The 22,148-nt window shown below is 65.9% G+C and carries 22 protein-coding genes; 7 read left to right on the top strand and 15 right to left on the bottom strand.

Features of this window, described 5'->3' with window-relative positions; genetic code table 11:
* Positions 1 to 17 precede the first annotated feature (17 nt).
* The 3 genes from ACIGJE_RS08595 (at position 18) to ACIGJE_RS08585 (ending at position 2,733) form a co-directional block, all read left to right on the top strand.
* Positions 18 to 623, top strand: a complete 606-nt coding sequence (locus ACIGJE_RS08595; RefSeq protein WP_068287892.1) for a dimethylamine monooxygenase subunit DmmA family protein — start codon at positions 18 to 20, stop codon at positions 621 to 623.
* Positions 620 to 1,585 carry a PDR/VanB family oxidoreductase gene (locus ACIGJE_RS08590; RefSeq protein ID WP_483679813.1) on the top strand — a complete coding sequence of 322 codons (966 nt, stop codon included), beginning with the start codon at positions 620 to 622 and terminating at the stop codon, positions 1,583 to 1,585. Before ACIGJE_RS08595 ends, ACIGJE_RS08590 begins: the two co-directional genes overlap by 4 nt.
* 107 nt (positions 1,586 to 1,692) lie before the next feature.
* Positions 1,693 to 2,733, top strand: coding sequence for a heme-dependent oxidative N-demethylase family protein (locus tag ACIGJE_RS08585; RefSeq protein WP_483679811.1), 1,041 nt, complete (start codon positions 1,693 to 1,695; stop codon positions 2,731 to 2,733).
* A gap of 109 nt (positions 2,734 to 2,842) precedes the next feature.
* Here ACIGJE_RS08585 and ACIGJE_RS08580 read toward each other — a convergent pair whose 3' ends face one another.
* The 4 genes from ACIGJE_RS08580 to ACIGJE_RS08565 form a co-directional block, all read right to left on the bottom strand.
* The gene (locus ACIGJE_RS08580) at positions 2,843 to 3,439 is read right to left on the bottom strand and encodes a hypothetical protein (RefSeq protein ID WP_415080296.1); all 597 of its coding nucleotides are present in this window, start codon (positions 3,437 to 3,439) and stop codon (positions 2,843 to 2,845) included.
* 136 nt (positions 3,440 to 3,575) lie between these two features.
* On the bottom strand, positions 3,576 to 4,511 hold the full coding sequence (locus ACIGJE_RS08575; RefSeq protein WP_483679583.1) for an IS110 family RNA-guided transposase: 936 nt from the start codon (positions 4,509 to 4,511) through the stop codon (positions 3,576 to 3,578).
* Positions 4,512 to 4,762: 251 nt separating this feature from the next.
* Complete coding sequence (locus ACIGJE_RS08570; protein ID WP_394313926.1) at positions 4,763 to 5,227, bottom strand: thioesterase family protein; 465 nt, start codon at positions 5,225 to 5,227, stop codon at positions 4,763 to 4,765.
* A gap of 198 nt (positions 5,228 to 5,425) precedes the next feature.
* Complete coding sequence (locus ACIGJE_RS08565) at positions 5,426 to 6,403, bottom strand: L-carnitine dehydrogenase (RefSeq protein WP_415080295.1); 978 nt, start codon at positions 6,401 to 6,403, stop codon at positions 5,426 to 5,428.
* 38 nt (positions 6,404 to 6,441) lie between these two features.
* Here ACIGJE_RS08565 and ACIGJE_RS08560 point away from each other — a divergent pair, with 38 nt between their 5' ends.
* From ACIGJE_RS08560 to ACIGJE_RS08550, 3 genes are all read left to right on the top strand, one after another.
* Entirely contained in the window at positions 6,442 to 6,996 is a 555-nt protein-coding gene (locus ACIGJE_RS08560; protein WP_415080294.1) for an ArsR/SmtB family transcription factor, read from the top strand.
* A 137-nt stretch (positions 6,997 to 7,133) separates the two neighbouring features.
* A complete protein-coding gene (locus tag ACIGJE_RS08555; protein ID WP_311940812.1) occupies positions 7,134 to 7,661 on the top strand; it encodes an SRPBCC family protein in 528 nt (175 codons plus the stop codon).
* Between the two features lie 336 nt (positions 7,662 to 7,997).
* Positions 7,998 to 8,885 (top strand): DMT family transporter, encoded by an 888-nt coding sequence (locus ACIGJE_RS08550; protein ID WP_367625253.1) that lies wholly within the window; start codon positions 7,998 to 8,000, stop codon positions 8,883 to 8,885.
* An 18-nt stretch (positions 8,886 to 8,903) separates the two neighbouring features.
* On the opposite strand, the gene ACIGJE_RS08545 is transcribed toward ACIGJE_RS08550, so the two are convergent.
* The 4 genes from ACIGJE_RS08545 to cbiE all read right to left on the bottom strand — a co-directional run bounded on the left by ACIGJE_RS08545 (position 8,904) and on the right by cbiE (position 12,484).
* Positions 8,904 to 9,812, bottom strand: a complete 909-nt coding sequence (locus ACIGJE_RS08545; RefSeq protein WP_483679807.1) for a DMT family transporter — start codon at positions 9,810 to 9,812, stop codon at positions 8,904 to 8,906.
* Between the two features lie 272 nt (positions 9,813 to 10,084).
* On the bottom strand, positions 10,085 to 10,846 hold the full coding sequence (gene cobM, locus ACIGJE_RS08540; RefSeq protein ID WP_483679805.1) for a precorrin-4 C(11)-methyltransferase: 762 nt from the start codon (positions 10,844 to 10,846) through the stop codon (positions 10,085 to 10,087).
* Between the two features lies 1 nt (position 10,847).
* Positions 10,848 to 11,237 carry a cobalamin biosynthesis protein gene (locus ACIGJE_RS08535; protein WP_311940825.1) on the bottom strand — a complete coding sequence of 130 codons (390 nt, stop codon included), beginning with the start codon at positions 11,235 to 11,237 and terminating at the stop codon, positions 10,848 to 10,850.
* Positions 11,234 to 12,484, bottom strand: coding sequence for a precorrin-6y C5,15-methyltransferase (decarboxylating) subunit CbiE (gene cbiE / locus ACIGJE_RS08530; protein WP_483679803.1), 1,251 nt, complete (start codon positions 12,482 to 12,484; stop codon positions 11,234 to 11,236). Before cbiE ends, ACIGJE_RS08535 begins: the two co-directional genes overlap by 4 nt.
* Before the next feature lie 183 nt (positions 12,485 to 12,667).
* On the opposite strand from cbiE, the gene ACIGJE_RS08525 reads away from it, so the two are divergent.
* Entirely contained in the window at positions 12,668 to 13,471 is an 804-nt protein-coding gene (locus ACIGJE_RS08525) for a cobalt-precorrin-6A reductase (protein ID WP_483679801.1), read from the top strand.
* A 116-nt stretch (positions 13,472 to 13,587) separates the two neighbouring features.
* On the opposite strand, the gene cobJ is transcribed toward ACIGJE_RS08525, so the two are convergent.
* The 7 genes from cobJ to ACIGJE_RS08490 form a co-directional block, all read right to left on the bottom strand.
* Complete coding sequence (gene cobJ, locus ACIGJE_RS08520) at positions 13,588 to 14,337, bottom strand: precorrin-3B C(17)-methyltransferase (protein WP_311940834.1); 750 nt, start codon at positions 14,335 to 14,337, stop codon at positions 13,588 to 13,590.
* Entirely contained in the window at positions 14,334 to 15,062 is a 729-nt protein-coding gene (locus ACIGJE_RS08515) for a precorrin-2 C(20)-methyltransferase (protein ID WP_311940838.1), read from the bottom strand. The genes cobJ and ACIGJE_RS08515 overlap by 4 nt, the downstream gene beginning before the upstream one ends.
* Positions 15,059 to 15,688, bottom strand: a complete 630-nt coding sequence (locus ACIGJE_RS08510) for a precorrin-8X methylmutase (protein ID WP_483680224.1) — start codon at positions 15,686 to 15,688, stop codon at positions 15,059 to 15,061. The genes ACIGJE_RS08515 and ACIGJE_RS08510 overlap by 4 nt, the downstream gene beginning before the upstream one ends.
* A gap of 154 nt (positions 15,689 to 15,842) precedes the next feature.
* Positions 15,843 to 17,186: a precorrin-3B synthase gene (gene cobG / locus ACIGJE_RS08505; RefSeq protein WP_483679799.1), complete on the bottom strand. Its 1,344-nt coding sequence runs from the start codon at positions 17,184 to 17,186 to the stop codon at positions 15,843 to 15,845.
* A complete protein-coding gene (gene cobN, locus ACIGJE_RS08500) occupies positions 17,183 to 20,689 on the bottom strand; it encodes a cobaltochelatase subunit CobN (protein ID WP_483679796.1) in 3,507 nt (1,168 codons plus the stop codon). The genes cobG and cobN overlap by 4 nt, the downstream gene beginning before the upstream one ends.
* Positions 20,689 to 21,723: a cobalamin biosynthesis protein CobW gene (gene cobW, locus ACIGJE_RS08495; protein ID WP_311940851.1), complete on the bottom strand. Its 1,035-nt coding sequence runs from the start codon at positions 21,721 to 21,723 to the stop codon at positions 20,689 to 20,691. Before cobW ends, cobN begins: the two co-directional genes overlap by 1 nt.
* Complete coding sequence (locus tag ACIGJE_RS08490; RefSeq protein ID WP_483679794.1) at positions 21,720 to 22,103, bottom strand: DUF1636 family protein; 384 nt, start codon at positions 22,101 to 22,103, stop codon at positions 21,720 to 21,722. The genes cobW and ACIGJE_RS08490 overlap by 4 nt, the downstream gene beginning before the upstream one ends.
* Positions 22,104 to 22,148: the final 45 nt, after the last annotated feature.

The raw sequence follows: 22,148 nt of genomic DNA, 5'->3' as shown, positions 1-22,148 counted from the left end.
GGAGTTTCGATAGAACCATGCTCGTATCCGGCATCAAGAGCCGTCCTGTCTATGGCACGCTTGCCATCCGCCCCGGCGCCAAGCGGCACCTGTTCGTGGCGGATGCCGAGGGTGCGCAGGCGATCCTCGACGCGGCCAAGACGGCCGAGGCCGCCTTCCTCGACAGGGCCCATATCATCTATGTGCCCGGCGGAGCCGCTGCCAAGAATTTGGGCGAGGCCCTCAGGGCACTCGGCCCCGACATGTTCTATGAGGGCCCGAGCATCGCCGCCGCCCTGCCGCGCCTGGCCCAGACATTGGCGACGGCCCATATGGGCACCCAGATCTATCTGGCCGGCACGGAAGGCCTGATCGGCCAGGCCATGAAGCTTGCGATCGAGGCCGGCGTCGACCATCTTTCCATCCAGACCGAGCATCGCGGCTCGGAAGAGCGCCGGGTGCAATGCGTGCATTGCAAGGGCATCACCGAGCATGTGCGCACGCAGCCGGTCAAATGTGCCCATTGCGGCCTGACTCTGCTGGTGCGAGACCATTATTCGCGCCGCATCGCCGCATTCCAGGGCGTGTGCATCGACGCCGAAGAGCCCGGTGTCGTTCCGCCGACCGAGGAGGCCTTTCCATGAGTGACAAGACACCCAAGATCGAGGTGCGCGTCAGCGAGATCCACCAGGTCACGCCCGAGATCAAGCGCTTCCATTTCAAGCCCGTAGACGGCTCGCCCCTGCCCAATTTCTCGGGCGGCGCCCATGTGGTGGTGGAGATGGAAGACGGCGCCACCCTCCGGCGCAACCCCTATTCGCTGATGAGCCGCCCGGGCGACACGGCCTGCTACACCATCAGCGTCAGGCGCGACGACAACGGCCGTGGCGGCTCGCTGTTCCTGCATGGCAGGGTCCGCCCCGGCGACATCATCCGCATCAGCCATCCCGTCAATTTGTTCCCGCCGGACCAGCGCGCCAAGAAGCACCTGCTCTTTGCCGGCGGCATCGGCATCACCCCCTTCATGGCGATGATGGCCCAGCTTTCCGACGAGGACCGCCCCTTCGAGCTGCATTACGCCGTGCGCTCGGACGAGCACGGCGCCTATCTCGCCCATCTGGCCGAGCGTTATGGCCGCCGGATCCACATCTATCGCGACGCCAAGAGCGAAGCGATCCCCCTGGTCGACCTGCTCGCCCGCCAGCCCCTCGGCACGCATCTCTATGTCTGCGGGCCCGGCGGCATGATCAAATGGGTTCTCAACACCGCCCGCAATGAAGGCTGGCCGGAGCAGAACCTGCACAATGAGCAGTTCCTCGCGCCGGCTTCCGGCAAGCCCTACGAGATCACCCTGGCCCAGTCGGGCAAGAAGGCCCAGGTCGGCCCGCACCAGAGCATGCTGGAGGCGATCGAGGCGGCCGGCGTCGACGCGCCCTATCTGTGCCGGGGCGGGGCCTGCGGCCAGTGCGAGACGCGGGTGCTCGCCTGCGACGGCACGCTCATGCACAACGACCACTACCTCTCGGAAGCCGACAAGGCCTCCGGCACCAAGGTCATGCCCTGCGTCTCGCGCTTCGAGGGCCGGGAACTGGTGCTGGATTTGTAACTTAATTCCTGGGACGGCTGGCGTCTCGCCTGCTCTTGAATCGCCGTGTGTCCAAGAGCAGGCGAGACGCCAGCCGTCCCAGGAAGCTCTCACAGAGGATACGCACCATGGGCATCCAATTCCGCCAGGAAACCTTCCGCGACGACTTCACGTTCCGCAATTCGGAAACGGGGATCCGCCGCTTCCCGTTCCCCTTCGACAAGGACAACTACATGTATGCGGTCAATATCGAACCGCATACCGCAGGCCCGAACGGCTCGGTCTTCGAGCATCCCATCGACGTCGACGAGCACTATGTCTCGGAGATGGCCGACAGGGCGCTGGTGCTGAAGGAAGACCCGCTGCGCTGCCAGTCCCTGCCCCACATGACGCTGGCGGGCTGGGATCTGCTCGAACTCCTGATGGAGAGCATGTCGACCTCCTATCCCGAGCATTTCACGCTCGAGCGGAGCGGCGACCAATGGCACTGGATCAACCGCCCCCTGGGCATCGACGATCGCTTCACCTTCGGTGATGTCGCCACCCTGCCCTATGGGCCGATGGAATACATCACCCGCCAGTCCCAGGGCGATTTCTGCCTGCTCGACCAGCGCGACGGCAATCTGTGGATGGATGCGGGCATCGTCACCACCCAGGCCGACTGGTCGCTCGATTTCGACATCGGCATGAACTTCATGGAATGGCACGGCCCGGTGCCGCTGGCCCACCAGCTCGGCGTGTTCGAACGGGCGCTCAAATTCATGCTGAACCTGCGCCAGGGCTCGCCGACGCGGCGGCTCAACTGGACGATGACGGTCAATCCGCGCCTGGATACCTCGCCCGAGAACTATCACAAATGGGGCAAGGATCGCACCACGCTGACGCTCGACAATATCGGCAACAAGCTGCATCTGCGCGTCGAGCTGCAGAGCTTCTTCCGCCTGCCGCGCTCCAACGCCATCGTCTTCCCGATCCGCTGCTACCTGATCAAGCTGGAGGAACTGGTGACGGTGCCCAAATGGGGCCGGCGCCTGCATCGCGTGCTGCAGACCCTGCCGCCCGAACTGGTCGACTACAAGGGCCTCACCCGCTTCCGCGACACCGCGGTGGAGTGGCTGTCGAAATATGACGACGGCGCCGAGACCAGCCCCGGCGGCTGGCCGGATTGATCATGGAGCGCGGGCATCTCCGCGACATGAAGGCATGTCGCGATGTCCGCTCTTGGAAGCGTTGCGCTTGAAAGGTAGCGGGAGGGCGGAGAACCGCCCCTACCTTGCACTATTTCGCAAGCGGAGGATTAATCGCCGGAACAGCTTCGTAGCGATAGGTCACTTTCTGGCTGAAAAATTGTCCACCGATGGACCAACTCTCCGGTAGGCCTGTGACATTGTCGACGTACAACACATAGTGTTGATTATCGCCACCTTCTGGCAATTCAAATATCGAATGCCACGAACCATGTCTGACAAGAGACCCCAAACAACTTACATCCTTCAATCTTTTTACAGAAAATGGAATATATGGATTCGTATAGTTTATTATGAAATTAGAAAACCTAGTACTGTTGCCATCCCAAATTTTCCATCCATCCCCTTCATTTATCCATCGCTCCCTATCAACACCAACAAAACCTAAAAACTTATCTTCCTGCGTGGGAGTGGCTTTGTATTTTGTCTCGATCCGAATAGCTTCCGCGGACTGACGGATGTAGGTGGTCATGAGTTTCGAGCCATGTTCGCCCTCCTCCACTATGTCGGCTCTGAAAGGCACAGTTTTCAGCCTATCGAAAGCCTGCACCAAATAGTCTTGGCAGGACCCGCGGGCACCGCCAATCGATAGCACCAACAGCAGCACTGCCATGAAGAAGCGGCGCATGAAACCTCGAACACCAGCAAGTCGATAAGGCTATATGTATTCGATCCCGCTGAAATGCCAGCAGGACTCAATATAAGCCGGCAAACATGGCGGCTGGCGAGCTGGGGCGTTTCCGGCAACTGTAGTTGAGCGAGTGTCATGCCTTGAAGGGGGTCTGATCTCGCACGATGGCATTGAGAGTGACGAGAATCTTTCGGGCCAAGGCGATGAGAGCCAGTTTTGGTGGCTTTCCGGCTTGTCGCAATGCGCGGTAAGTCTCAGCGAAGAGGGATTTGGACCGGCTGGCTGAAACGGCGGCCATGTAGAGGGCCTGTCGCACGCGTCGTCTTCCGCCTCTGATCTGGCGTGTGCCGCGCATAAGGCCGCTATCGCGATTGAAGGGGGCCAGGCCTGCCAAGGCGGCGATGGTCTTGGACGAGCGTTGGCCGAGTTCGGGCAGGAGAGCCAGCAGGGTCGTGGAAATGACCCTGCCGATGCCTGGTGTTGAGCACATCAGCCGGCGCCTTTGCTCGAGGCTGTCATGTCGAGCAATGAGGAGGGAGATGTGCTGGTCGAGGCTGGCAATGGCCGCCTCCAGCCAGGCAAGATGATCCAGGAGGCTGTCTCGGATCTGGGCCATGTCGGCTTGAGCCAGGCGTGTCAGTTCCTGCTTGCGGGTGGCGACGAACTGGTCGCGGCGTTTGTGCAGCAAGGCCAGTTGTTGGCGATGAGGATCATCGGCCGGATCGGCTTGCAGGTTGAGGCACTGAGCCATGGCGGCGAGCATGCGCGCATCGATGGCGTCGGTCTTGGCCAGCAGGCCGATGGATTTGGCAAAGTCGCGGGCTCGGGCTGGATTGACGCGAACAAAGGGCAATTGCAGGCTCGTCAAAGCAGAGCGTAGCGACCCATCATAAGACCCGGTCGCCTCGAAGACGATGAGCTTGATCGGATCGGCTTGCAGCAGCTCGAAGGTTGAGATGATCGCCTGCGCCGTGTTGTCGATGCGTTCGACATGCTGGGTGATGGCATTGAAAATGTCGAGATGGTGCTTGGAGACATCGATCCCGATGAAGCCAGGGTGTATGATCATCGCGCCTATCCCTGTGCTACGAGGTCCGGTGGTGCGGCCTCGATCAACTGTTCAGGTTGGGTACTGCAACGCGGGCGAGGACCAAGCCGGAAAACGGCCTCAAGGGGCCTGGGTGCACACGGTCTCTCGCCCGCACCAATCCTGACACAGTCTAACTACACAGGGTGCACGGGCATCCTGCCCGTTCTTTCGTTCCAACCAGCGACATTGCTTCCAAGAACGGGCAGGATGCCCGTGCACCCGGAATAGCACTACCGCTTGATGCCGATGCTGCGGCCGGCATCCTTCGGCATCGGCAGGGTGGCGTGCTCCTTCAGCAGCCCCTCCAGCACTGCCGCGCTCTGCGGCAGCCAAGGCGCGGCGTGCGGCTGCTCGGTCTGGTCGATCGACATCAGGAGTTGCTCGGAGGTCGCCACCACGAGGTTGCGCACCTTGTCATACATGCTCAGGAAGATGCGGACGCGCTTGGCATCGAGGTCCAGCACCTGGCAGGTCACCGAAACGGGCGTGCCGAGCTTGACCTCCCACAGGAAGCGGACATGGGTCTCCATCGTGTAGATGGTATGGCGCGTCGTCTCCCGCACCGCTTCGGTCAGGCAGACCCGGCCGAGGAACTCGTCCACGGCCTTGGCGAAGATCACCGCGTAATAGCCGTCATAGAGATGGCCGTTATAGTCGATCCATTCCGGGCGGACGGTTTCGTCGAGAAGGTGCATGGGAGTCCCCCAAAGCGTTTTGTGATTTCTCGGAATCATCAAGAATCGCAAAGACGCGTCGAAACAAAGAGATAGAGCAAACAAACGTTCACGTGTGAACGCGCTTTGCTCTAGGATTGCAGGCGTCCCGCCTGCATCGCCCATCGTGCAAGTGTGACGGTTCCAAGAGCCGGCTGAAAGCCTGCGGTCCCAGGGGAGCTAGATCCGCCCCTCCAACCCCTCGGCCTCCGGCCAATATTTCTTGGCCAGCGCCATCACCTCGATGAGGAAGTCGTCGCGGCGGCGTTCCAGCGCCTTGATCGAGCGCCCGGCGGCCTGGTGCTCGCAACCATCGGCGACGCGGTCGATCAGTTCATCCGTCAGTTCCGGAGCCACCAGCTTGGTCCAGGGCAGCTTCAGGGCGGGGCCGAACTGGTGCAGCATGTGCCGCATACCGCCCTCGCCGCCGGCGAGATGGAAAGTCAGGAAGGTGCCCATCAGCGACCAGCGCAGGCCGCAGCCATAGACCACGGCCGCGTCGACTTCCTCGGTGGTGGCAACCCCGTCATTGACCAGCCAGAGAGCCTCGCGCCAGAGCGCTTCCATCAGCCGGTCCGCGATGAAGCCTTCGATCTCCACCTTGACATGCAGCGGGCGCATGCCGATCGAGGTGTAGAACGCCTTGGCGGCCTCGACCGTCTCGGGGGAGGTCTTCTCGCCGCCGAGCACTTCCACCAGGGGCAGCAGGTAGACGGGGTTGAAGGGGTGGCCCACCACCAGCCGGGTCGGATCGGCCATCCTGGCCTGCAGCCGGCTAGGCAACAGGCCCGAGGTGGAGGAGCCGATGATGGCGCCGGGCTTGGCGGCAGCGTCGATCTGCGCCAGCAGGTCCTGCTTGAGCTCCTCGCGCTCCGGCGCGTTCTCCTGGATGAAGTCCGCCTCGGCGACCGCTTCGGCGATCGAACCGGCATAGCTGAGGCGCTTGCGGTCGGCACCGGCGGCGAGCCCCTGCTTTTCCAGGGCCGGCCAGGCATTGTCGATGGCCGCACGCAGCTTTTCCTCGGCGCCCGGAGCCGGATCGTAGGCGACGACGTCCAGGCCGTGCGCGAGCGCCCGTGCCGCCCAGCCGGCACCGATGACCCCGGTTCCAACGATTGCAAATGTCTTAGCTGCAAATGTCTTGGCTGCTGCGGCCATGGAATTCTCCCTCTTGCTCGTGGCGACTAGACAGGGCCTTGCCGGAAACGCCTTTGCATGGCGCGACATCCCAGGTGCCGAACGCGACGGAAACAGTCAGCATCGTCGGCAAAGTGGACACCGGTTTTCGGAAAAAACCATGCGACGACCAAATCGACAGTATCGGCCCCGATTTCGAGATCGGTCCGATGCTGTCGTCAACCATTTGGTTGACAGTTGAGGGGCAAAGGAAGATATTCAACCGTATGGTTGAATATCAAGATCCTCTCGACGCCGTCTTTCATGCCCTGGCCGATCCGACCAGGCGGGCCATGCTGCGCAGCCTCGCCGCCGAGCCCCGCAAGGTGGGCGAACTCGCCCACCCCTTCGCCATCTCTCTGGCCGCCGCCTCCAAGCATATCAAGGTGCTGGAGAAGGCCGGCCTGGTGGAACGCCGTGTCGAAGGACGCACCCATACCTGCCGGCTGAATCCGCGGCCTCTGCATGCCGGCCTGGAATGGATGCGTTTTTATGAAAAACTCTGGAATCAGCGGCTCGACACGCTTGACGCCTTGCTGATCGCGGATGCGATTGCCAACCCTCAAGGGAGTTGAGCCTGAAGCGTCTCGCGATTTGCCGGTATCTGCAGGAATCGCAAAGGTGCCCTGGCCAATCCGTCGGATTGGCTGGGAAATAAAGCATCAGAGAAAACAAGCGCTCATGAAAGCGCTTTACTCTAGGGAGTTGAACCATGTCCGACTACGGCGTGATCATCGACACCGAGACCGTACGCATCGAACGCGTTCTTTCCGGACAGATCGAACGCGTCTGGGCCTTCCTGACCGAAGCCGAGAAGCGCCAGCAATGGCTGGCCGGCGGCGAGATGGACTTGCAGCCGGGCGGACGGGTCAACCATGTCTTCCGCAATGGCGACCTGTCGTCGCCCGACGACCCGCCGCCGCCCAAATATGTGCATCTGAACGGCACGGTGGAAATGCATGGGCGGGTGATCGCCTGCGAGCCGCCCACCTTGATCGAATATGCCTGGGGGGACGGCTCCCAGGTGCGCATCGACCTCAAGCCGGAGCTCGGGCGGACCCATATCACCATCACCCATAGCCGCCTGCTCACCCGTGACGAACTGATCAGCGTCGCTGCCGGCTGGCACACCCATCTCGACATCCTCGCGGCCCGCCTCGGAGGACACGCACCGCCGAGCTTCTGGGGCCTGCATACGCGGCTCGAAGCCGACTACGAGAGCAAGATGAGCGCAGGCTGACGACGATCGCCGTCCGGCGCCCCTGCCGGACGGCGATCTGCCCTGGCGACAGACGCGGCACTGCCCGGCGACGATGGCGGACCCGGCCGCTCTATCGGATAGCGTAAGTTGTCAATGTCACGACTGAGCGGAAAGCAATCGAGGAACGCAGGGACAGTGGAGGAACAGCGCAAGCGCCGTCTCCGTCATCAAGCTTTTCTTGTCGTTCAAGATAGCTTTCCTCCCTTGAACGAAGCATCGGAAACAAGGAGATTGCGGCTGATCACAGCTTCATCGGCCTGTTGGGAGTGCCGCTGAAAATCATGTGAGTTGCGCTCTCCCACCCCTGGTTTTCCGATGTCCGCCATCACCGCCTCGCCCGACGCCCGTTCCGTTCATCGGCTCGGTGTCTTTCTCGTCGTCGCCTCCGCCATCGCCTGGAGCATCAGCGGCATCTTCGCCCGCATGCTCACGGTGGACGCCTGGACGACCGTGTCGCTGCGCGCGGCGATCGGCGCGATCTATATGGGGGTCGGTCTCGTCTATGTGCATCGCGCCGACAGCCTGGCCGCGATCCGCTCGATCGGCTGGTTCGGCCTCATCATCGCGGCCTGCGCCTCGCTGTCGATGCTGTTCTTCGTCGGGGCGCTCTATCACACCACCATCGCCAACGTATCGGTGATCTATGCCACCACGCCCTTCCTGGCCGCCGGCCTTGCCTGGCTGATCATGCGCGAGAGGGTCTCCCGGCGCACGCTGATCGCTTCCGGCGGCGCGCTCGTCGGCGTGGTCGTGATGGTGGGAGGCTCCTTCGGATCCGGCCATCTCTTCGGCGACGCCATGGCGCTCGGCATGGCCGCCTCCTTCGCCATCGTGGCGGTGGTCGCGCGGGCCCGTCCGGGGCTGGAAATGCTGCCGGTCAACCTGTTCTGCTGCCTGTTCACCGCGCTGGTGGGCCTGCCCTTCGCCTCGCCCGCCGCGGCGACGGCGCAGGACTGGGTGGTGCTGGCGCTGTTCGCCTTCACCTCGATCCCCCTGGCCTTCTTCATGTTCCTGGCCGGTGCACGCCGGATCCCCGCCGCCGAATCCGGCCTGATCTCCACGCTCGACGTGGTGCTGGCCCCGCTGTGGGTCTATCTGATCTTCGCCGAGGATCCGGGTATGGCCGCGATCATCGGCGGCGCGATCGTGCTCCTGGCTGTGATCTGGCACATTCTCGGTGGCTGGCGCCTGAAGTCGTCCTGAGCCCGTATAGTCCCGGGATCACACCGAGGCGCGCGCCGCCACTTGCGCTTCCTCATCGCGGGCGAAGCTGCGCCCGAGGGCGGCGACGAGCACGCCCGCAAGCAGCACCCCGCCACCCAGGACGGTGGTCAGGCGCGGTGTCTCGTCGAAGAAGAGATAGACCCAGACCGGCCCGAGGATCATCTCGGTCTGGGCCAGCAAGGTGAGTTGCCCGGCGCCGACATGCCGGGCGGCCGTATTGAGCAGATACATGCCGCCACCGATGAAAACGGCGCCATGGATCATGGCATAGGTGTTTTCCAGCATCGGCGTGGCGATGGTGATCCCTCTCAGCGCCATGAAAGCGCCGCAGGTGAGGATGGTCAGCACCGCCCAACCCGTCACCACGCCCGACATGTCCCTGTCGCGGCCGAGCCGGGCAATGATGGAATAGAGGCCATAGGCAAAGCCCACGCCGAAGGCAGCCAGATTGCCGATGGCATTGCCGCTGCCCAGTTCCCCCCAGGTCATGATCAGCAATCCGGCAATGCCGACCGCGATGCCGCCCCAGGTGGAGACGAAGATGCGCTCCTTCAGGATCAGGCGGGCCAATATGGCGCCGATCAGCGGCGCCGCGCTCGAAAACAGCAGGGCATTGGCGATGGAGGTCGTCTTCATGGCGAAGATGAACAAATCAGCCATCACCGTCATGCACAGTGCGCCACCAAGTCCCAGCCAGCCGCCCGAAATCAACTGCTGCAGCGGCGACTTGCCCTGTAGCAGCGCCACACCGAGAACCAGCGGCAGCAGGCCGAAGCTGCGCCAGATCAGATATTGCACGGCGTCGAGATGCGGCGACTCACGAATGGTGATGCTGCCGAACGAAAACACCGTTCCCGCCGCGAGGGCGAGGAACGCACCAAAAAGGTGGGAGCCACGGGAAGACATGACGGGGACGCGACCAGGAGGAAGAACTTCCACAATGCCGGGAAAGCGAACATCGAATAGTCCAGGCGCGACATTTCTGGCTGATCCGAGCCGGAATTGACGGACGATTGCACCAACGCGTCGCTGAGAACGATGGGCAGCTTTCTCCCCTTGGCGGTGTCGTCAACTCTCTTGCGTTGACTGGAGGTGCCGGCAGGCGGACGAGGGGCTGCGCCACCCTCTCGGGGCTTTCAAACGCCAACACCCTGGGAGGGGGCGTGAGGACCGGCTCGTCACCCCTCGAAGCCGCGATAGCGCCGCTTGTAGTCGGTGTCGTAGAGCGCGCTTTCGCGGAAATCCTCGCTGGCCAGCGTGCGCCCGATCAGGATCAAAGCGGTGCGCTCCATCGGCTCGGCCGCGATCTTGTCTTCGATATCGCCGAGCGTACCGGTGACGACACGCTCATCCGGCCAGCTTGCCCGAAAGACCACCGCGACCGGGCAGGCGCTGCCGTAATGCGGCGTCGTCTCGGCTACCACGCGCGCCAGTGCGTGGATGGAAAGATGCACCGCCAGCGTCGCACCGGTCTGGGAGAAAGCCTCAAGCGTCTCGTTCTCCGGCATGGCCGAGGCCCGGCCCGACGTGCGCGTCAGCACCACCGATTGCGCCACTTCCGGCAGCGTGAGCTCCTTGCCGAGCACCGCCGCGGCGGCGGCGAAGGACGGCACGCCTGGCGTGATGGTGTAGGGAATGCCGAGGGCGCGCAGGCGCCGCGTCTGCTCGCCCAGCGCGCTCCAGATCGACAGATCCCCCGAATGCAGCCGCGCAACATCCAGGCCCGCTTCATGCGCTTGTTCGATCTCAGCCATGATCAGGTCCAGCGTCAGCGGCGCGGTATCGACCACGCGTGCATCCGCAGGCGCCAGCGCAATGATCTCAGGCGGCACCAGCGAGCCGGCATAGAGGCAGACCGGACAACGCGCCACGAGATCGCGGCCCCTGACGGTGATGAGGTCGGGCGCGCCGGGGCCGGCGCCGATGAAGTGAACGGTCATGTCAGGCCTCGTTGACGGCGATGGCGCAGGTGGCGTTCGCACTGGCGATGCGCGCCCGCTTGAGGGTGGATTGCGGGCCGGCGCCAGCGAGCGCCGCGGTTTCGGCCACGCTGCCCAGCCCCGTCAGGGCGACCACGCGCTCCGAACGGGTCAGCACGCGCGGCTCGGCGGCCTCCAGCGCAGCCTGGGGGATCAGCACGAGTGGGACGCCCAGGCTGGTGGCGGCCTCCGCCAGCCCCGCCTCGCCCTGCTTGAAGGCGGGCGCGAACAGGCCCGAGAGCGCGGCAAGCTCCAAGCCGGCCTCCTGCAGGGCCAGCCGGACGAGAGCGGTGATTTCCTCGGCCGGGCAGCCTTTGCGGCAGCCGAGACCGGCGGCGACGAACGGTTTCATTGCCCAGGATTTCCTGGCTTGACCACGCTCCATTGCGTCACCGGCATCGCCGGGCGCCAGCCATGCATGCTGCCGACGGGCACCAGCCGCTCCACGCCCAGACGGATCAGATCGCCGCCATATTGGGTGAAACGCCGGGCCAGGGCCTGCTCGCTCTCCAGCGTGACGGCATTGGCAACGAGGCGCCCGCCCGGGCGCAGGGCGGCCCAGGCAGCCTCGAACACACCCTCATCACCCGTGCCGCCACCGATGAAGACGGCATCAGGGCGCTCCAGTCCCGCAAGGGCGGCTGGTGCCGCTCCGGTGACGAGGCGCAGATGCGGCACGCCGAGATTGACGGCGTTGACCAGCGCGCGCGTCGCCCTGTCGGCATTCTCCTCGATGCCGATGGCGCGGTTGGACGGATGGCGCAGCAGCCATTCGATGGCGACCGACCCCGCCCCCAGGCCGATGTCCCAGAGCAGTTGGCCCTTGAGCGGGGCCAGCGCCGACAGGGTGACGGCGCGGATCTCCCGCTTGGTGAGCTGGCCGTCATGCTCGAAGAAATCGTCGGGCAGGCCGCTGGCGAGCGGTAGCGGCCGGGCGTCGGGGCCGGCGACCACCTCGATGGCCAGGACGTTGAGCGGATCGATGCCGTCGAGATCGAAGGCTTCGGCCCGGGCGGAGCGGATCCTCTCCGCGCTTGCGCCGATGCGCTCCAGCACGGTCAGGCGGGACGCGCCGAAGCCGAGCTCGGTGAGGCGGGCCGCCGCCTTGGCCGCCGTGCGGCCGTCCCAGGTCAGGGCCAGGATGCGGGCCTGGGGCTGGACATGCGGCACCAGTGTCTCGAAGGGCCGGCCATGCAGCGAGATCAGGGCGCAATCCTGCTGCGCCCAGCCGAGCCGCGCCGCTGCCAGGGAGAAGGACGAAGGCGCTGGGTGGCAGGCGATCTCCTCGGGCGGGATGAAGCGCGCCAGCGTGGCACCCACACCCCACAGGAACGGATCTCCGGAGGCCAGCACGACGACGCGCCGCCCACGCGCCGCCCTGATCGGGCCGATGGCGTCGGTCAGCGGGCTCGGCCAGGCCAGCCTTTCCGCCGGCCTTTCGGCGGCTCCGTCCGGCACCATGGCCAGGTGCCTGGCGCCACCGACCAGCAGTTCGGCCCCGGCGACCACGGCGGCGGCCAGCGGCGACAGGCCGGCCATGCCGTCCTCGCCGATGCCGACGATGGACAGCCAGCGATCCGAATGGTTGACAGGGCTCATCCGACCCTCAAGAGACGACAGCGCATTTCAGTTCCAACGCAATTCACTTAAGAAGAAACGATCCGGTTTGTCATAGCCGGGCTTGACCCGGCTATCCAGAAGCCACACGCAATCGGGCAATAGGCTGGATTGCCGGTCAAGCCCGGCAGTGACAAAGATCGAACCAACTTGAATGACGCTTGAGTGACCCGTTCCCGTCCCCATGTCCTGCTGCTCGGCGGCACCAGCGAGGCTTCGGCCCTGGCGAGGCTCCTGGCCGCGCGCTCCGACATTCCGGCAATGGTGTCCCTTGCCGGGCGGACGATCAATCCCGCCCCGCCCCCGATCGCCCATCGGATCGGCGGCTTCGGCGGCGTCGAAGGACTTTGCGCCTTCCTCGAGGAAAATGCGGTCACCGCGCTCATCGATGCCACGCATCCCTTCGCCGAGCGGATGTCGGCCAATGCGGTCGAGGCGGCCCGGCGCACCGGCGTACCGTTCCTGGCCCTGCGGCGTCCGGCCTGGCTGGCGGTGGACGGTGATCGCTGGAGCGAAGTACCTGACGCCGAGGCCGCGGTTGAGGCGCTCGGCACCGCGCCACGTCGCGTCTTCCTGACCACCGGCCGGCTCGAACTGCCGGCCTTCCTCGCCGCGCCCCAGCATTTCTATCTGGTCCGTTCGGTCGATCCGCCCGAAGAGCTGCCGCCGCGCGCCAGGCTGATCCTTGCCCGCGGTCCCTTCGCGGAGGCCGATGATTACAGCCTGATGCAGGAAGAGGCCGTCGACATCCTGGTCACCAAGAATTCCGGCGGCAGCGCCACCTATGGCAAGATCGCCGCCGCGCGCCGCCTCGGCCTGCCGGTCATCCTGCTGCGCCGGCCTGGGACGGCCGAAGTGGAGACGGTGGCAACGGCGCAGGAGGCTTTGGCCTGGATCGAGCACCGGGGGGCTGGTCTTCAGACCAGCCCGGAGACGTCGCGCCCGCCGGAAAGACAAAGCCGGGTCTGAAGACCCGCCCCCCGGAACTGCTTGCCCCTGGGATAGCAGGCTTCCAGCCTGCATTCTTGGAAACGTCGAACACGCCGGAGAGGCAGAGCAGGCTGGAAGCCTGCGGTCCCAGGACGTCACGCGTCCCATCTCCGGGGCGAATAGATCCAGGGCTCGGCCTCCCCGCGCTCGATCAACCTCGTCTGCGAGGAGCCGATCAGCACGAGCGTGCGCATGTCGACCTCTTCCGGCTTCACCGCGGACAGGCTGGTCAGGATGATCTCCTCGTCCGGCCGGCCCACGGCCTTGGCGAGCACGACGATACGCTCGCCCGCCTGGCGACGCAGCACCTCGAAGGCCCTGCCGATCTGGTCGGGCCGGGCCTTCGAGGCCGGGTTGTAGAAGGCGAGCACGAAATCGCCCTCCACGGCCGCAACCAGCCGCTTCTCTATCACGGACCAGGGCTTGAGATTGTCGGACAGCGAGACCACGCAGAAATCATGCCCGAGCGGCGCGCCGAGCCGCGCGGCAGCGGCGAGCACGGCGGTGACCCCGGGAACGACCACGATATCGAGGTCACGCCAGGCGGGATCCCCCGCCTCGACCGCCTCGAAGACCGCCGCGGCCATGGCAAAGACACCGGGATCCCCGCCCGAGACCACGGCGACGCGCGCGCCGGCCATCGCGAGCTCGAGCGCGTGACGGGCGCGATCGACCTCGACGCGGTTGTCGCTGGCATGGCGTTTTGCCGGGCTCGACGGCACCCGGTCGACATAGGGGCCGTAGCCGATGATATCGGTCGCCTCGGCCAGCAGCGCGCTGGCCTCCGGCGTGATCCATTTCGCCGGCCCCGGCCCGAGGCCGATGATCATGACGCGGCCGGTCACAGCAGCCTCCCCTGGCCGGGCACCAGCAGCATGGCGAAATAAGGCGCGCCGGTGAAATCGGCCGGCGGCAGAGGCATGATCTTCTCGCCGGCCATGGTGCCGCGCTCGACATAAACAGTGCGGGCGGCAAGGTCCAACTCCTCCAGCACGGCGCGCACTTTGCGAAAATGCCGGCCGAGCTTCATGATCACCGCCGCGTCTGCCAGTTCGAGATGACGCTTGAGCGCCGCCGCGTCCAGCGTTGCCGGCAGCACGGTAAGGATGTCGTCACCATAGGTGATCGGCGTGCGGGCCCGCGTCCAGCAGCCCGCCATGCCCGAGACGCCGGCAACCACCTCGGTCTCGTAGGAGGAGGCCAGGCGATGGAAGATCGGCATGAAGGAGCCGTAGAAGAAGGGATCGCCTTCCGACACCACCACGACATCGCGGCCGGCATCGAGATGAGCGGCGAGCCGGCGAGCCGATTCGTCATAGAAGCCACCGAGCGCCGAATGATAGACCGGATCGCCGGCCGGCACTTCCGTCGTCATCGGATAGGCCAGCTTCTCCTCGATGACATCATCGGCCAGGAAGCCCTCGATGATGGTGCGACCATGGCCGCGCTGTCCCTGCTTGCAGAAATAGGCGACGACCGGTGCCGCGCGGATCAGCCGCGCGGCCTTCAGGGTCATCAGCTCGGGATCGCCGGGGCCGACGCCGACGCCATAGAGACGACCGGCACTCATTCGATTTCGCTCGCCAGCGCGTTGATGGCCGCCGCGGTCATGGCACTGCCGCCCTTGCGTCCGCGCACGATCAGCCAGGGTATCTTGCCCCAGGCCTTGAGCTCGTCCTTGGATTCGGCAGCGCCGACGAAACCGACGGGAATGCCGAGAATGGCGGCGGGCCTGGGCGCTCCCCGGTCGATCATGTCCATCAGATGAAAGAGCGCGGTCGGCGCATTGCCGATGGCAACCACGGCGCCGCCAAGGCGGTCGCGCCAGAGCTCCATGGCGGCAGCGGTGCGGGTATTGCCGATCTGCCGGGAAAGCTCGGGCGTGCGCGGATCGTCGAGCGTGCAGATCACGTCATTGTCGGCCGGCAGGCGGGCGCGGGTCACCCCATTGGCCACCATCTTCGAATCGCACAGCAAGGGTGCGCCGGCCCTGAGCGCAGCGCGCGCGCTCGCTACCAGATCGCCGGACATCTCGACATCGGCAGCGACCTCGACCATGCCGCAGGCATGGATGATGCGGACGACGACGGGGGCCTCGAGGGCCGAAAAGCGCGACAGGTCACTTTCGGCACGGATCATCGCGAAGGAGCGGCGATAGATCTCGGCACCGTCACGGATATAGTCGCATTCAGACATGGTCACTCACTTGGTCGTCCCGGACGCGGCGCAGCACGCAGTGATGCGATGCAGATCCGGGATCGCTGGCAGAACAAGGCATACTTTCACGGCGGTTCCGCATCTGCGCCGCATCATTTCATGATGCAGCACGTGCGGAATGACAACGCCCTGTTCATCGCTGCTCACTGCTCTTGAAACTCTTCTCAGCCAGGCGCTTGGCCAAAAACGCCGTCAATTCGCCCAAGGACATCGGTTCCGTCTCGCTCGGCGCCTTGCTGTCGGCGTCGAAGGCGATACCATAGCGCCCTCCCTGCCCCACCAGCGTGATGGAAGCCGGCGTGCGCCGCGCGCAACCCTTGGCGCAGCCCGAGACATGCACGCTCGCCCCCCTTTCGACGAAGCCGGCCAGCACCGGCGCCAGCCTTGCGGCATCGGCCTGCGCCGGCGCTTCGCCGGATAGACAAGAAGGGCTGCCGGGGCAAGCGGCAATGGCAAGCCGCGGGTCGCCGGGATCGACGACGAGGCCGAGGGACGACACTTCCGGAGTGACGTCGACGGCAAGCGGCGCCAGTAAAATCGAGCGCCAAGGTGTCAAGCGCAACGTCGCGCCATGCCGGGCGGCGACGCCGGCGAGGCCCTCGAGCTGGTGGGCATCGAGCCGCCCGAAGGGAGCAGCCGCGGTGAAGAAGCCGGCGGCGTGGGGGCCGGCAAGGCGACTCTGGTCTTTACCCTCCCCTGGAGGGGGAGGGTCGGCCGAAGGCCGGGGTGGGATGGGAACCTCTACGCCCTCCGCCTCCCACCCCACCTCGACGCTACGCGTCGACCCCAGGCACTTCCTCTTGGAAGTGCCGATACCTCCAGGGGAGGGTAATGGGATCCGCCTCACGACGTCCCGCATGCGGCGTTCGTCGGGTTGGCGCAGAGCGAGGAAGCGTTCGGCGACGCTGAGTGCGGCTTCCAGTGCTTCCTCTACCCTCACCCGTCCCAATGCTTCACCACCGGCTTCCAGCCGGAAATGCGCGTCATCCTCTGCCCTCAACGCGATGTCGGCCTCGACACCGTCAAGCGACAGCACGCCGCCACCGTCGAGCAGGAAACCGAACTTGGCCGGCAGGGAATGGAAACGATCGTTTCCTATCAAGCGCAGCTCCAGCGCCCGGATCAAAGGCTGCACATCGACGGGCGCGCTCGGATCTAGCCCGGCGAGCGGGCTCGCAATCACGTTGCGGACCTGTTCGGCGGCGGCACTGGCATCGAGCAGGCCGAGTTCGGCGAGCCGGTCGAGCAAGGGTTGGAGGGTCTCGTCGCGGACCCCGCGCATCTGCAAATTGGCACGGGAGGTCAAATCGATCAGGCCATTGCCGAAGCGCCGGGCCGCCTCGGCCAGGGCGGCCGCACGCTCCGGAGTAAGTTCCCCGCCCGTCAGGCGCACGCGCACGATCAATCCGTCCCCCGAGCGCATCGGCCTGAGCGCCCCGGGACACCAGCCCTTGACCTGATTGGACGGTTCGCTCACGCCGCTCTCCCAGCCTCGTCCAGCAGGCGGCTGGCCGAATTACGGCGCGGCTGCCACAGCCCCCGGCGGATCGCCTCGGCCAGCCGCGCCCGGATCGCCCGGCCCGCAGCGGGATTGGCTGAAGCGAGGAAGGCCGCGACCTCCTCGTCCTCGACATAGGCTTCATGCATGCGGTCGAAAGCGGCATTGGTGACGATGCCGGCCGTCGCCGAGAAGGCGAACAGCGAATCCATGGCATTGGCCATTTCGGCGGCGCCGGCATAGCCATGCGCCATCATGCCGTCGATCCAGCGCCGGCTGGCGGCGCGGCCATGCACGAGGCGGCCGACCTCCTCGCCGAGGCTGCGCAGGCGGGGCTTGTCAGGATTGGAAAGGTCGGCGTGATAAAGGGCGGCCTTGGCCCCCAGCGCCTCCAGCGCCGCCGCAAAGCCACCCTGATGGGCGGCGAAGGTGACGTCATCAAGGATGTCGATCTCGCGATGGTCCTGGCCATGCACATGGGCATCGGCGGCGGCGACCCGCTCGGCGAAGACGGAAGGCACGGCGTCGCCTTCGATGCCGGCGCCATAGGCATGGCTGCTGGCGGCGAGATAGTCGCGGCCGAGATCGGCCCTGTTATCCCAGGCCCCGCGCGCGATGCGGTCGGTGATCCCGGCGCCATAGGCCGAGGGCGCAGCGCCGAAGATGCGCAGCGGCCGTTCGCCGCTTGCCTTCGCCGCGGCGGCCAGCGGATTCCATTCGGCGCTTTCGTCGAGGGCGGCAACGGCCCTGACGGCTTCGTCGAACAGTGTGATCTGCTGGGCGAACACGTCGCGGAACAGGCCGGATATGCGCAGTGTCACGTCGACGCGCGGCCGGTCGAGCCGGGCCTGGGGCAAGACCTCGAAGCCGGAGACGCGATTGGAGCCGTTGTCCCATACCGGCTTGACGCCCAGCAGGGCCAGGGCCTGGGCAAGATCGTCGCCGCCGGTGCGCATGGTCGCCGAGCCCCACAGGTCGAGCACGATGTTCCGGGGATAGTCGCCGTGATCCTGCAGATAACGCTGGATCAAGGCATCTGCCGCACGCGATCCAATCGCGTAGGCGGCACGGGTCGGAACCGCCCTTGGATCGAGCGTGGTGAGGTTGCGCCCGGTCGGCAGCACGTCGGCACGCCCGCGCGTCGGCGCCCCGGCGGGGCCGGGCCGCACGAAGCGTCCGTCGAGGCCGGCGAGAAGGCTGGCCATCTCGCTGTCACCACAGCTTTCAAGGCGTGCGGCCAGAACCGGCCGCTCCTCCTCGCCGCAGGAGGCGGCCAGGACATCGAGGAGATGGGCGCTCTCCTCCGGCCGGCGCCCGAAGACATGCAGCCCGTCACGGATCTGGAGTTCCTTGACGTCGCACAGGAAGGCATCGAGGCGCGCCAGCGTCTCGTCCTCGTCGAGGCCGGGCGCGATGCCGCATTCGGCGGTAAGGCCAGTCTCCACGGCCCGCTCGATGATCTCGCGCCTGAGATAGGCCATGCGGCGCTGATCGAGGCCGTCGGCGCTGGCATATTCGTCGATCAGGCGCTCGACCTCGATGGCACCGCCCGAAAGGCCGGCCTCCCGCAAAGGCGGGGTGAGATGGCCGATGGTGACGGCGCCGAGCCGGCGCTTGGCCTGCGCCGCCTCGCCGGGATTGTTGACGATGAAGGGATAGAGCACCGGCACGGCTCCCGCGGCCAGCTCAGGGAAGCACTGGGCGGAGAGCGCAGCGGCCTTGCCCGGCAGCCATTCGAGCGTGCCATGCGTGCCCAGATGGATCATCGCATCGATGCCGAAGGCCTGGCGCAGCCACAGATAGAAGGCGAGATAGGCATGGCGCGGCGGCAGGTCGGGCGAATGATGATCGCCCTTACGGTCGAGGGCCGAGCCGCGATCGGGCTGCACCGCCACGGCGACATGGCCGCAGAGATGTCCCGCGAAATGGAAGGCGCCCTCGCTGCAGAGGGGATCGGCCGAGGGATCGCCCCATTGGGCCGCGAGCCTGTCGCGGAGGGCAGCGGGAAGGGCGCCGAGCCAGGCGGAGTAGGCTGAGAGCGGGAGGGAAAGCTCTTTACCCTCCCCTCGATGGGGAGGGTCGGACCGCAGGTCCGGGGTAGGGTGGGAATCACCACGGTCGAGGCAGTCACCCCACCCCGACGCTACGCGTCGACCCTCCCCATCGAGGGGAGGGTATGACTGGGCAACCAGCTCCAGCAGATCGGCGCCGTTCTCCGGCAGGTCACCCACCGCATAGCCTTCGTCCCGAAGCCGCTCCAGGATCGCCAGGGCCGAGGCGGGTGCATCGAGGCCGACGGCATGCGCGAGACGGCCATCCGCGCCCGGATAGTTCGAGAGGATCAGGCCGAGCCTGCGCTCCGCCCGCGCCTTCGTGGCAAGCTTCGCCCAAGCGACGGCCTTGGCAGCCACGGCGGCGATGCGCTCGTCATGCGGGGCATGGGCGAGACGGGTAAAGGTGCCCTCCTCGCGTTCGGCCTTGAAGGAGATCACGCCGGCCGAAAGACGGCCGTCGAGTTCGGGCAGTGCGACATGCATGGCAAGGTCGCTGGCCGACAGCCCGCGGGTCGAGGCCTCCCAGGCCTCCTGCGCCGAGGAAGAGGTGATCACCTGCAGGACCGGACAACCGGCCACGTCGAGCGGCGAGGCACCGTCGTCGTCCAGGGCAGAAAAGGCGGTGGCGTTGAGGATCACCGCCGGCTTGAGTTCCCTAAGCTGTCGGCGCACCCACTGCGCCGTCTCCCCGTCCTTGAGCGAACCGACATAAAGCGCCGTGGCGGCGAGACCCTCGGCATCGAGCGCCCGCACCAGGGCTTCGATGGGGGCAGTGTCAGCGGAGAGCAGGATGGAGCGGTAGAAGAGGATGGCGGCCTTCCCTGGGACCGCAGGCGTCTCGCCTGCCCTTTGCCCCTCCGGCAAGCGCGGTGTTTCCGAGAGCAGGCGAGACGCCTGCGGTCCCAGAAAGATCCCGTATTTCGGCACGGCCACTGGCGCTTCCGGTTCGCCGAAATCGAGGCCGCCCAGCCTGGCGGCATAGAGCAGCGAGGCCTGGGCATTCCGGGGGCCGCCTTCACGCCAGTATTGGGCGAGCCGATCCAGCGCCTCCTGCGGCACGGTGGAGAGCTGAGACAGGCGCCCGTCGGGCCTGTCGTCACCGGGAATGAGGGCGAGCGCGATGCCATGGGTGCGCGCCGCCGCCGCCAGTTCCTCCACGCCATAGCGCCAATAATCGAGGCCACCGAGCAGGCGTACCACGATCGCCTTGGCATGGCGGGCCGTCTGATCGATGTAGAGGTCAACGGACATCGGATGGCGCAGCTTCTGCAGCGGCGCCAGGCGCAAATCGTCGAGGCCGGAAGCGGCTGCCAGGGCAAGGTCGCTGTCGGTCAGCGAGGCAAACACGATCGCGCCGGGTGCCTGACCCAGATCGATGGCGGCCTCGCTGGCATCGAGCGAACGCGTATCGGCCGGCAGCAGATGCATCAGCCCTCCAGCGTCTTGCGGATGCCGGCCTGGTCGATGCCCTTCTCGCCGATGATGACGAGGCGGCTCGAACGGGTTTCCTCCGGCGCCCAGGCGCGGTCGAAATGCTGCGAGAAACGGGCGCCGACGCCCTGGACCAGCATGCGCATCGGCTTGCCATCGACGGCGACGAAACCCTTGATGCGCAGGATATCGTGTTCCTCGGCCGCCGCCTTCAGCTTACGCACCAGGGCGTCGGCGTCGAGGATGGCCGGCAGGTCGACGATGAAGGTGTCGAAATCGTCATGGTCGTGCTCGGCTTCGTGATCGTGGTGGGAGGGACGCGCCTCCAGATCGTTCTCGGCCGCTGCCCCGAGCCCGAGCAGCACGGCGGCATCGATGCGGCCCTCGGAGGTGCGCACCACCTTGACGGCGCGCGGCACGGTCTTCTCGATATCCTTCTCCACGCTGTCGGCCTCGCCGGCTGAGAGGAGATCAGCCTTGTTGAGCACGACGAGGTCGGCGCAGAGGAGCTGGTCCTCATAGACCTCCTCGAGCGGATTGTCGTGATCGAGGGAAGCGTCGCCCTCGGCCTGGCGCTTGAGCTCTTCCGGATCATCGGCGAAGCGGCCGGCTGCGACCGCGGCACCGTCGACCACGGCGATGACGCCGTCGACGGTGACGCGCGAGCGGATCGCCGGCCAGTTGAAGGCCTTGACCAGCGGCTTGGGCAGAGCGAGGCCGGAGGTCTCGATCACGATGTGCTCGGGTGCGTTCGGACGCGCCAGCAGCGTCTCCAGAGCTGGCACGAAATCGTCGGCCACCGTGCAGCAGATGCAGCCATTGGCGAGTTCGACGATGGCGTCTTCCGGGCAGCTCTCGATGCCGCAGGACTTCAGGATGTCGCCATCGACGCCGACATCGCCGAATTCATTGACGATCAGCGCCAGCCTGCGGCCATTGGCGGTGGCGAGCAGGTTGCGGATCAGCGTCGTCTTGCCAGCCCCGAGAAAGCCGGTGACGATGGTGCAGGGAACCTTGGTGTGCGCGTTCATTCGGCGGCGTCCTTGAGAGTTGATAGGGGTGGGATGCGCGCGATCATGCTGCGCTTGAAGACTTCGGGACGGCCGCGCCAGGGCATCAGGCCGTCGCTGGAATTGGCCAGCAGCCCGATGCCGGTGAGAATGTCGGGGCCGCTCTCGGCGGTGAGGTCGCCGAAGACATAGGTCCAGGTACCGGGCGCCGACAGCGCCACCGTGCAGGAGCGCTTGCAATTGCCCAGGCACTCGACAGGTTGCAGCTCGACGCTTTCAGGTAGCATGCCGGCGAGCGCATCGCGCAACCGGGCGCCCTGGCGCGGCGCCTCGGGGTCATCGCCCTCGCGCCTGCAGGTCACGCAGACGAGCAGCCGGACTGGAAGAGGTGTTTCTGGCATCGGCCCTGTTCATCGCCGCCGGAGCGGATGGAGGGCGCGGGACCG

Source organism: Labrys sp. E2SS-1L (assembly GCF_057073705.1).
The sequence above is the reverse complement of the archived record's forward strand: the minus strand, read 5'-3'. Positions and strand labels throughout refer to the sequence as shown.

What these genes read in the sequence shown, in the direction of transcription:
- cobM (WP_483679805.1), bottom strand. Translation starts at nt 10,846, where the DNA reads ATGACCGTTCACTTCATCGGCGCCGGCCCCGGCGCGCCCGACCTCATC.
- ACIGJE_RS08550 (WP_367625253.1), top strand. Translation starts at nt 7,998, where the DNA reads ATGTCCGCCATCACCGCCTCGCCCGACGCCCGTTCCGTTCATCGGCTC.
- ACIGJE_RS08585 (WP_483679811.1), top strand. Translation starts at nt 1,693, where the DNA reads ATGGGCATCCAATTCCGCCAGGAAACCTTCCGCGACGACTTCACGTTC.
- cobN (WP_483679796.1), bottom strand. Translation starts at nt 20,689, where the DNA reads ATGCATCTGCTGCCGGCCGATACGCGTTCGCTCGATGCCAGCGAGGCC.
- ACIGJE_RS08545 (WP_483679807.1), bottom strand. Translation starts at nt 9,812, where the DNA reads ATGTCTTCCCGTGGCTCCCACCTTTTTGGTGCGTTCCTCGCCCTCGCG.
- ACIGJE_RS08515 (WP_311940838.1), bottom strand. Translation starts at nt 15,062, where the DNA reads ATGAGTGCCGGTCGTCTCTATGGCGTCGGCGTCGGCCCCGGCGATCCC.
- ACIGJE_RS08570 (WP_394313926.1), bottom strand. Translation starts at nt 5,227, where the DNA reads ATGCACCTTCTCGACGAAACCGTCCGCCCGGAATGGATCGACTATAAC.
- ACIGJE_RS08575 (WP_483679583.1), bottom strand. Translation starts at nt 4,511, where the DNA reads ATGATCATACACCCTGGCTTCATCGGGATCGATGTCTCCAAGCACCAT.
- ACIGJE_RS08595 (WP_068287892.1), top strand. Translation starts at nt 18, where the DNA reads ATGCTCGTATCCGGCATCAAGAGCCGTCCTGTCTATGGCACGCTTGCC.
- cbiE (WP_483679803.1), bottom strand. Translation starts at nt 12,484, where the DNA reads ATGAGCCCTGTCAACCATTCGGATCGCTGGCTGTCCATCGTCGGCATC.
- ACIGJE_RS08490 (WP_483679794.1), bottom strand. Translation starts at nt 22,103, where the DNA reads ATGCCAGAAACACCTCTTCCAGTCCGGCTGCTCGTCTGCGTGACCTGC.
- ACIGJE_RS08590 (WP_483679813.1), top strand. Translation starts at nt 620, where the DNA reads ATGAGTGACAAGACACCCAAGATCGAGGTGCGCGTCAGCGAGATCCAC.
- ACIGJE_RS08510 (WP_483680224.1), bottom strand. Translation starts at nt 15,688, where the DNA reads ATGTCTGAATGCGACTATATCCGTGACGGTGCCGAGATCTATCGCCGC.
- ACIGJE_RS08555 (WP_311940812.1), top strand. Translation starts at nt 7,134, where the DNA reads ATGTCCGACTACGGCGTGATCATCGACACCGAGACCGTACGCATCGAA.
- ACIGJE_RS08535 (WP_311940825.1), bottom strand. Translation starts at nt 11,237, where the DNA reads ATGAAACCGTTCGTCGCCGCCGGTCTCGGCTGCCGCAAAGGCTGCCCG.
- ACIGJE_RS08565 (WP_415080295.1), bottom strand. Translation starts at nt 6,403, where the DNA reads ATGGCCGCAGCAGCCAAGACATTTGCAGCTAAGACATTTGCAATCGTT.
- cobW (WP_311940851.1), bottom strand. Translation starts at nt 21,723, where the DNA reads ATGAACGCGCACACCAAGGTTCCCTGCACCATCGTCACCGGCTTTCTC.
- ACIGJE_RS08580 (WP_415080296.1), bottom strand. Translation starts at nt 3,439, where the DNA reads ATGCGCCGCTTCTTCATGGCAGTGCTGCTGTTGGTGCTATCGATTGGC.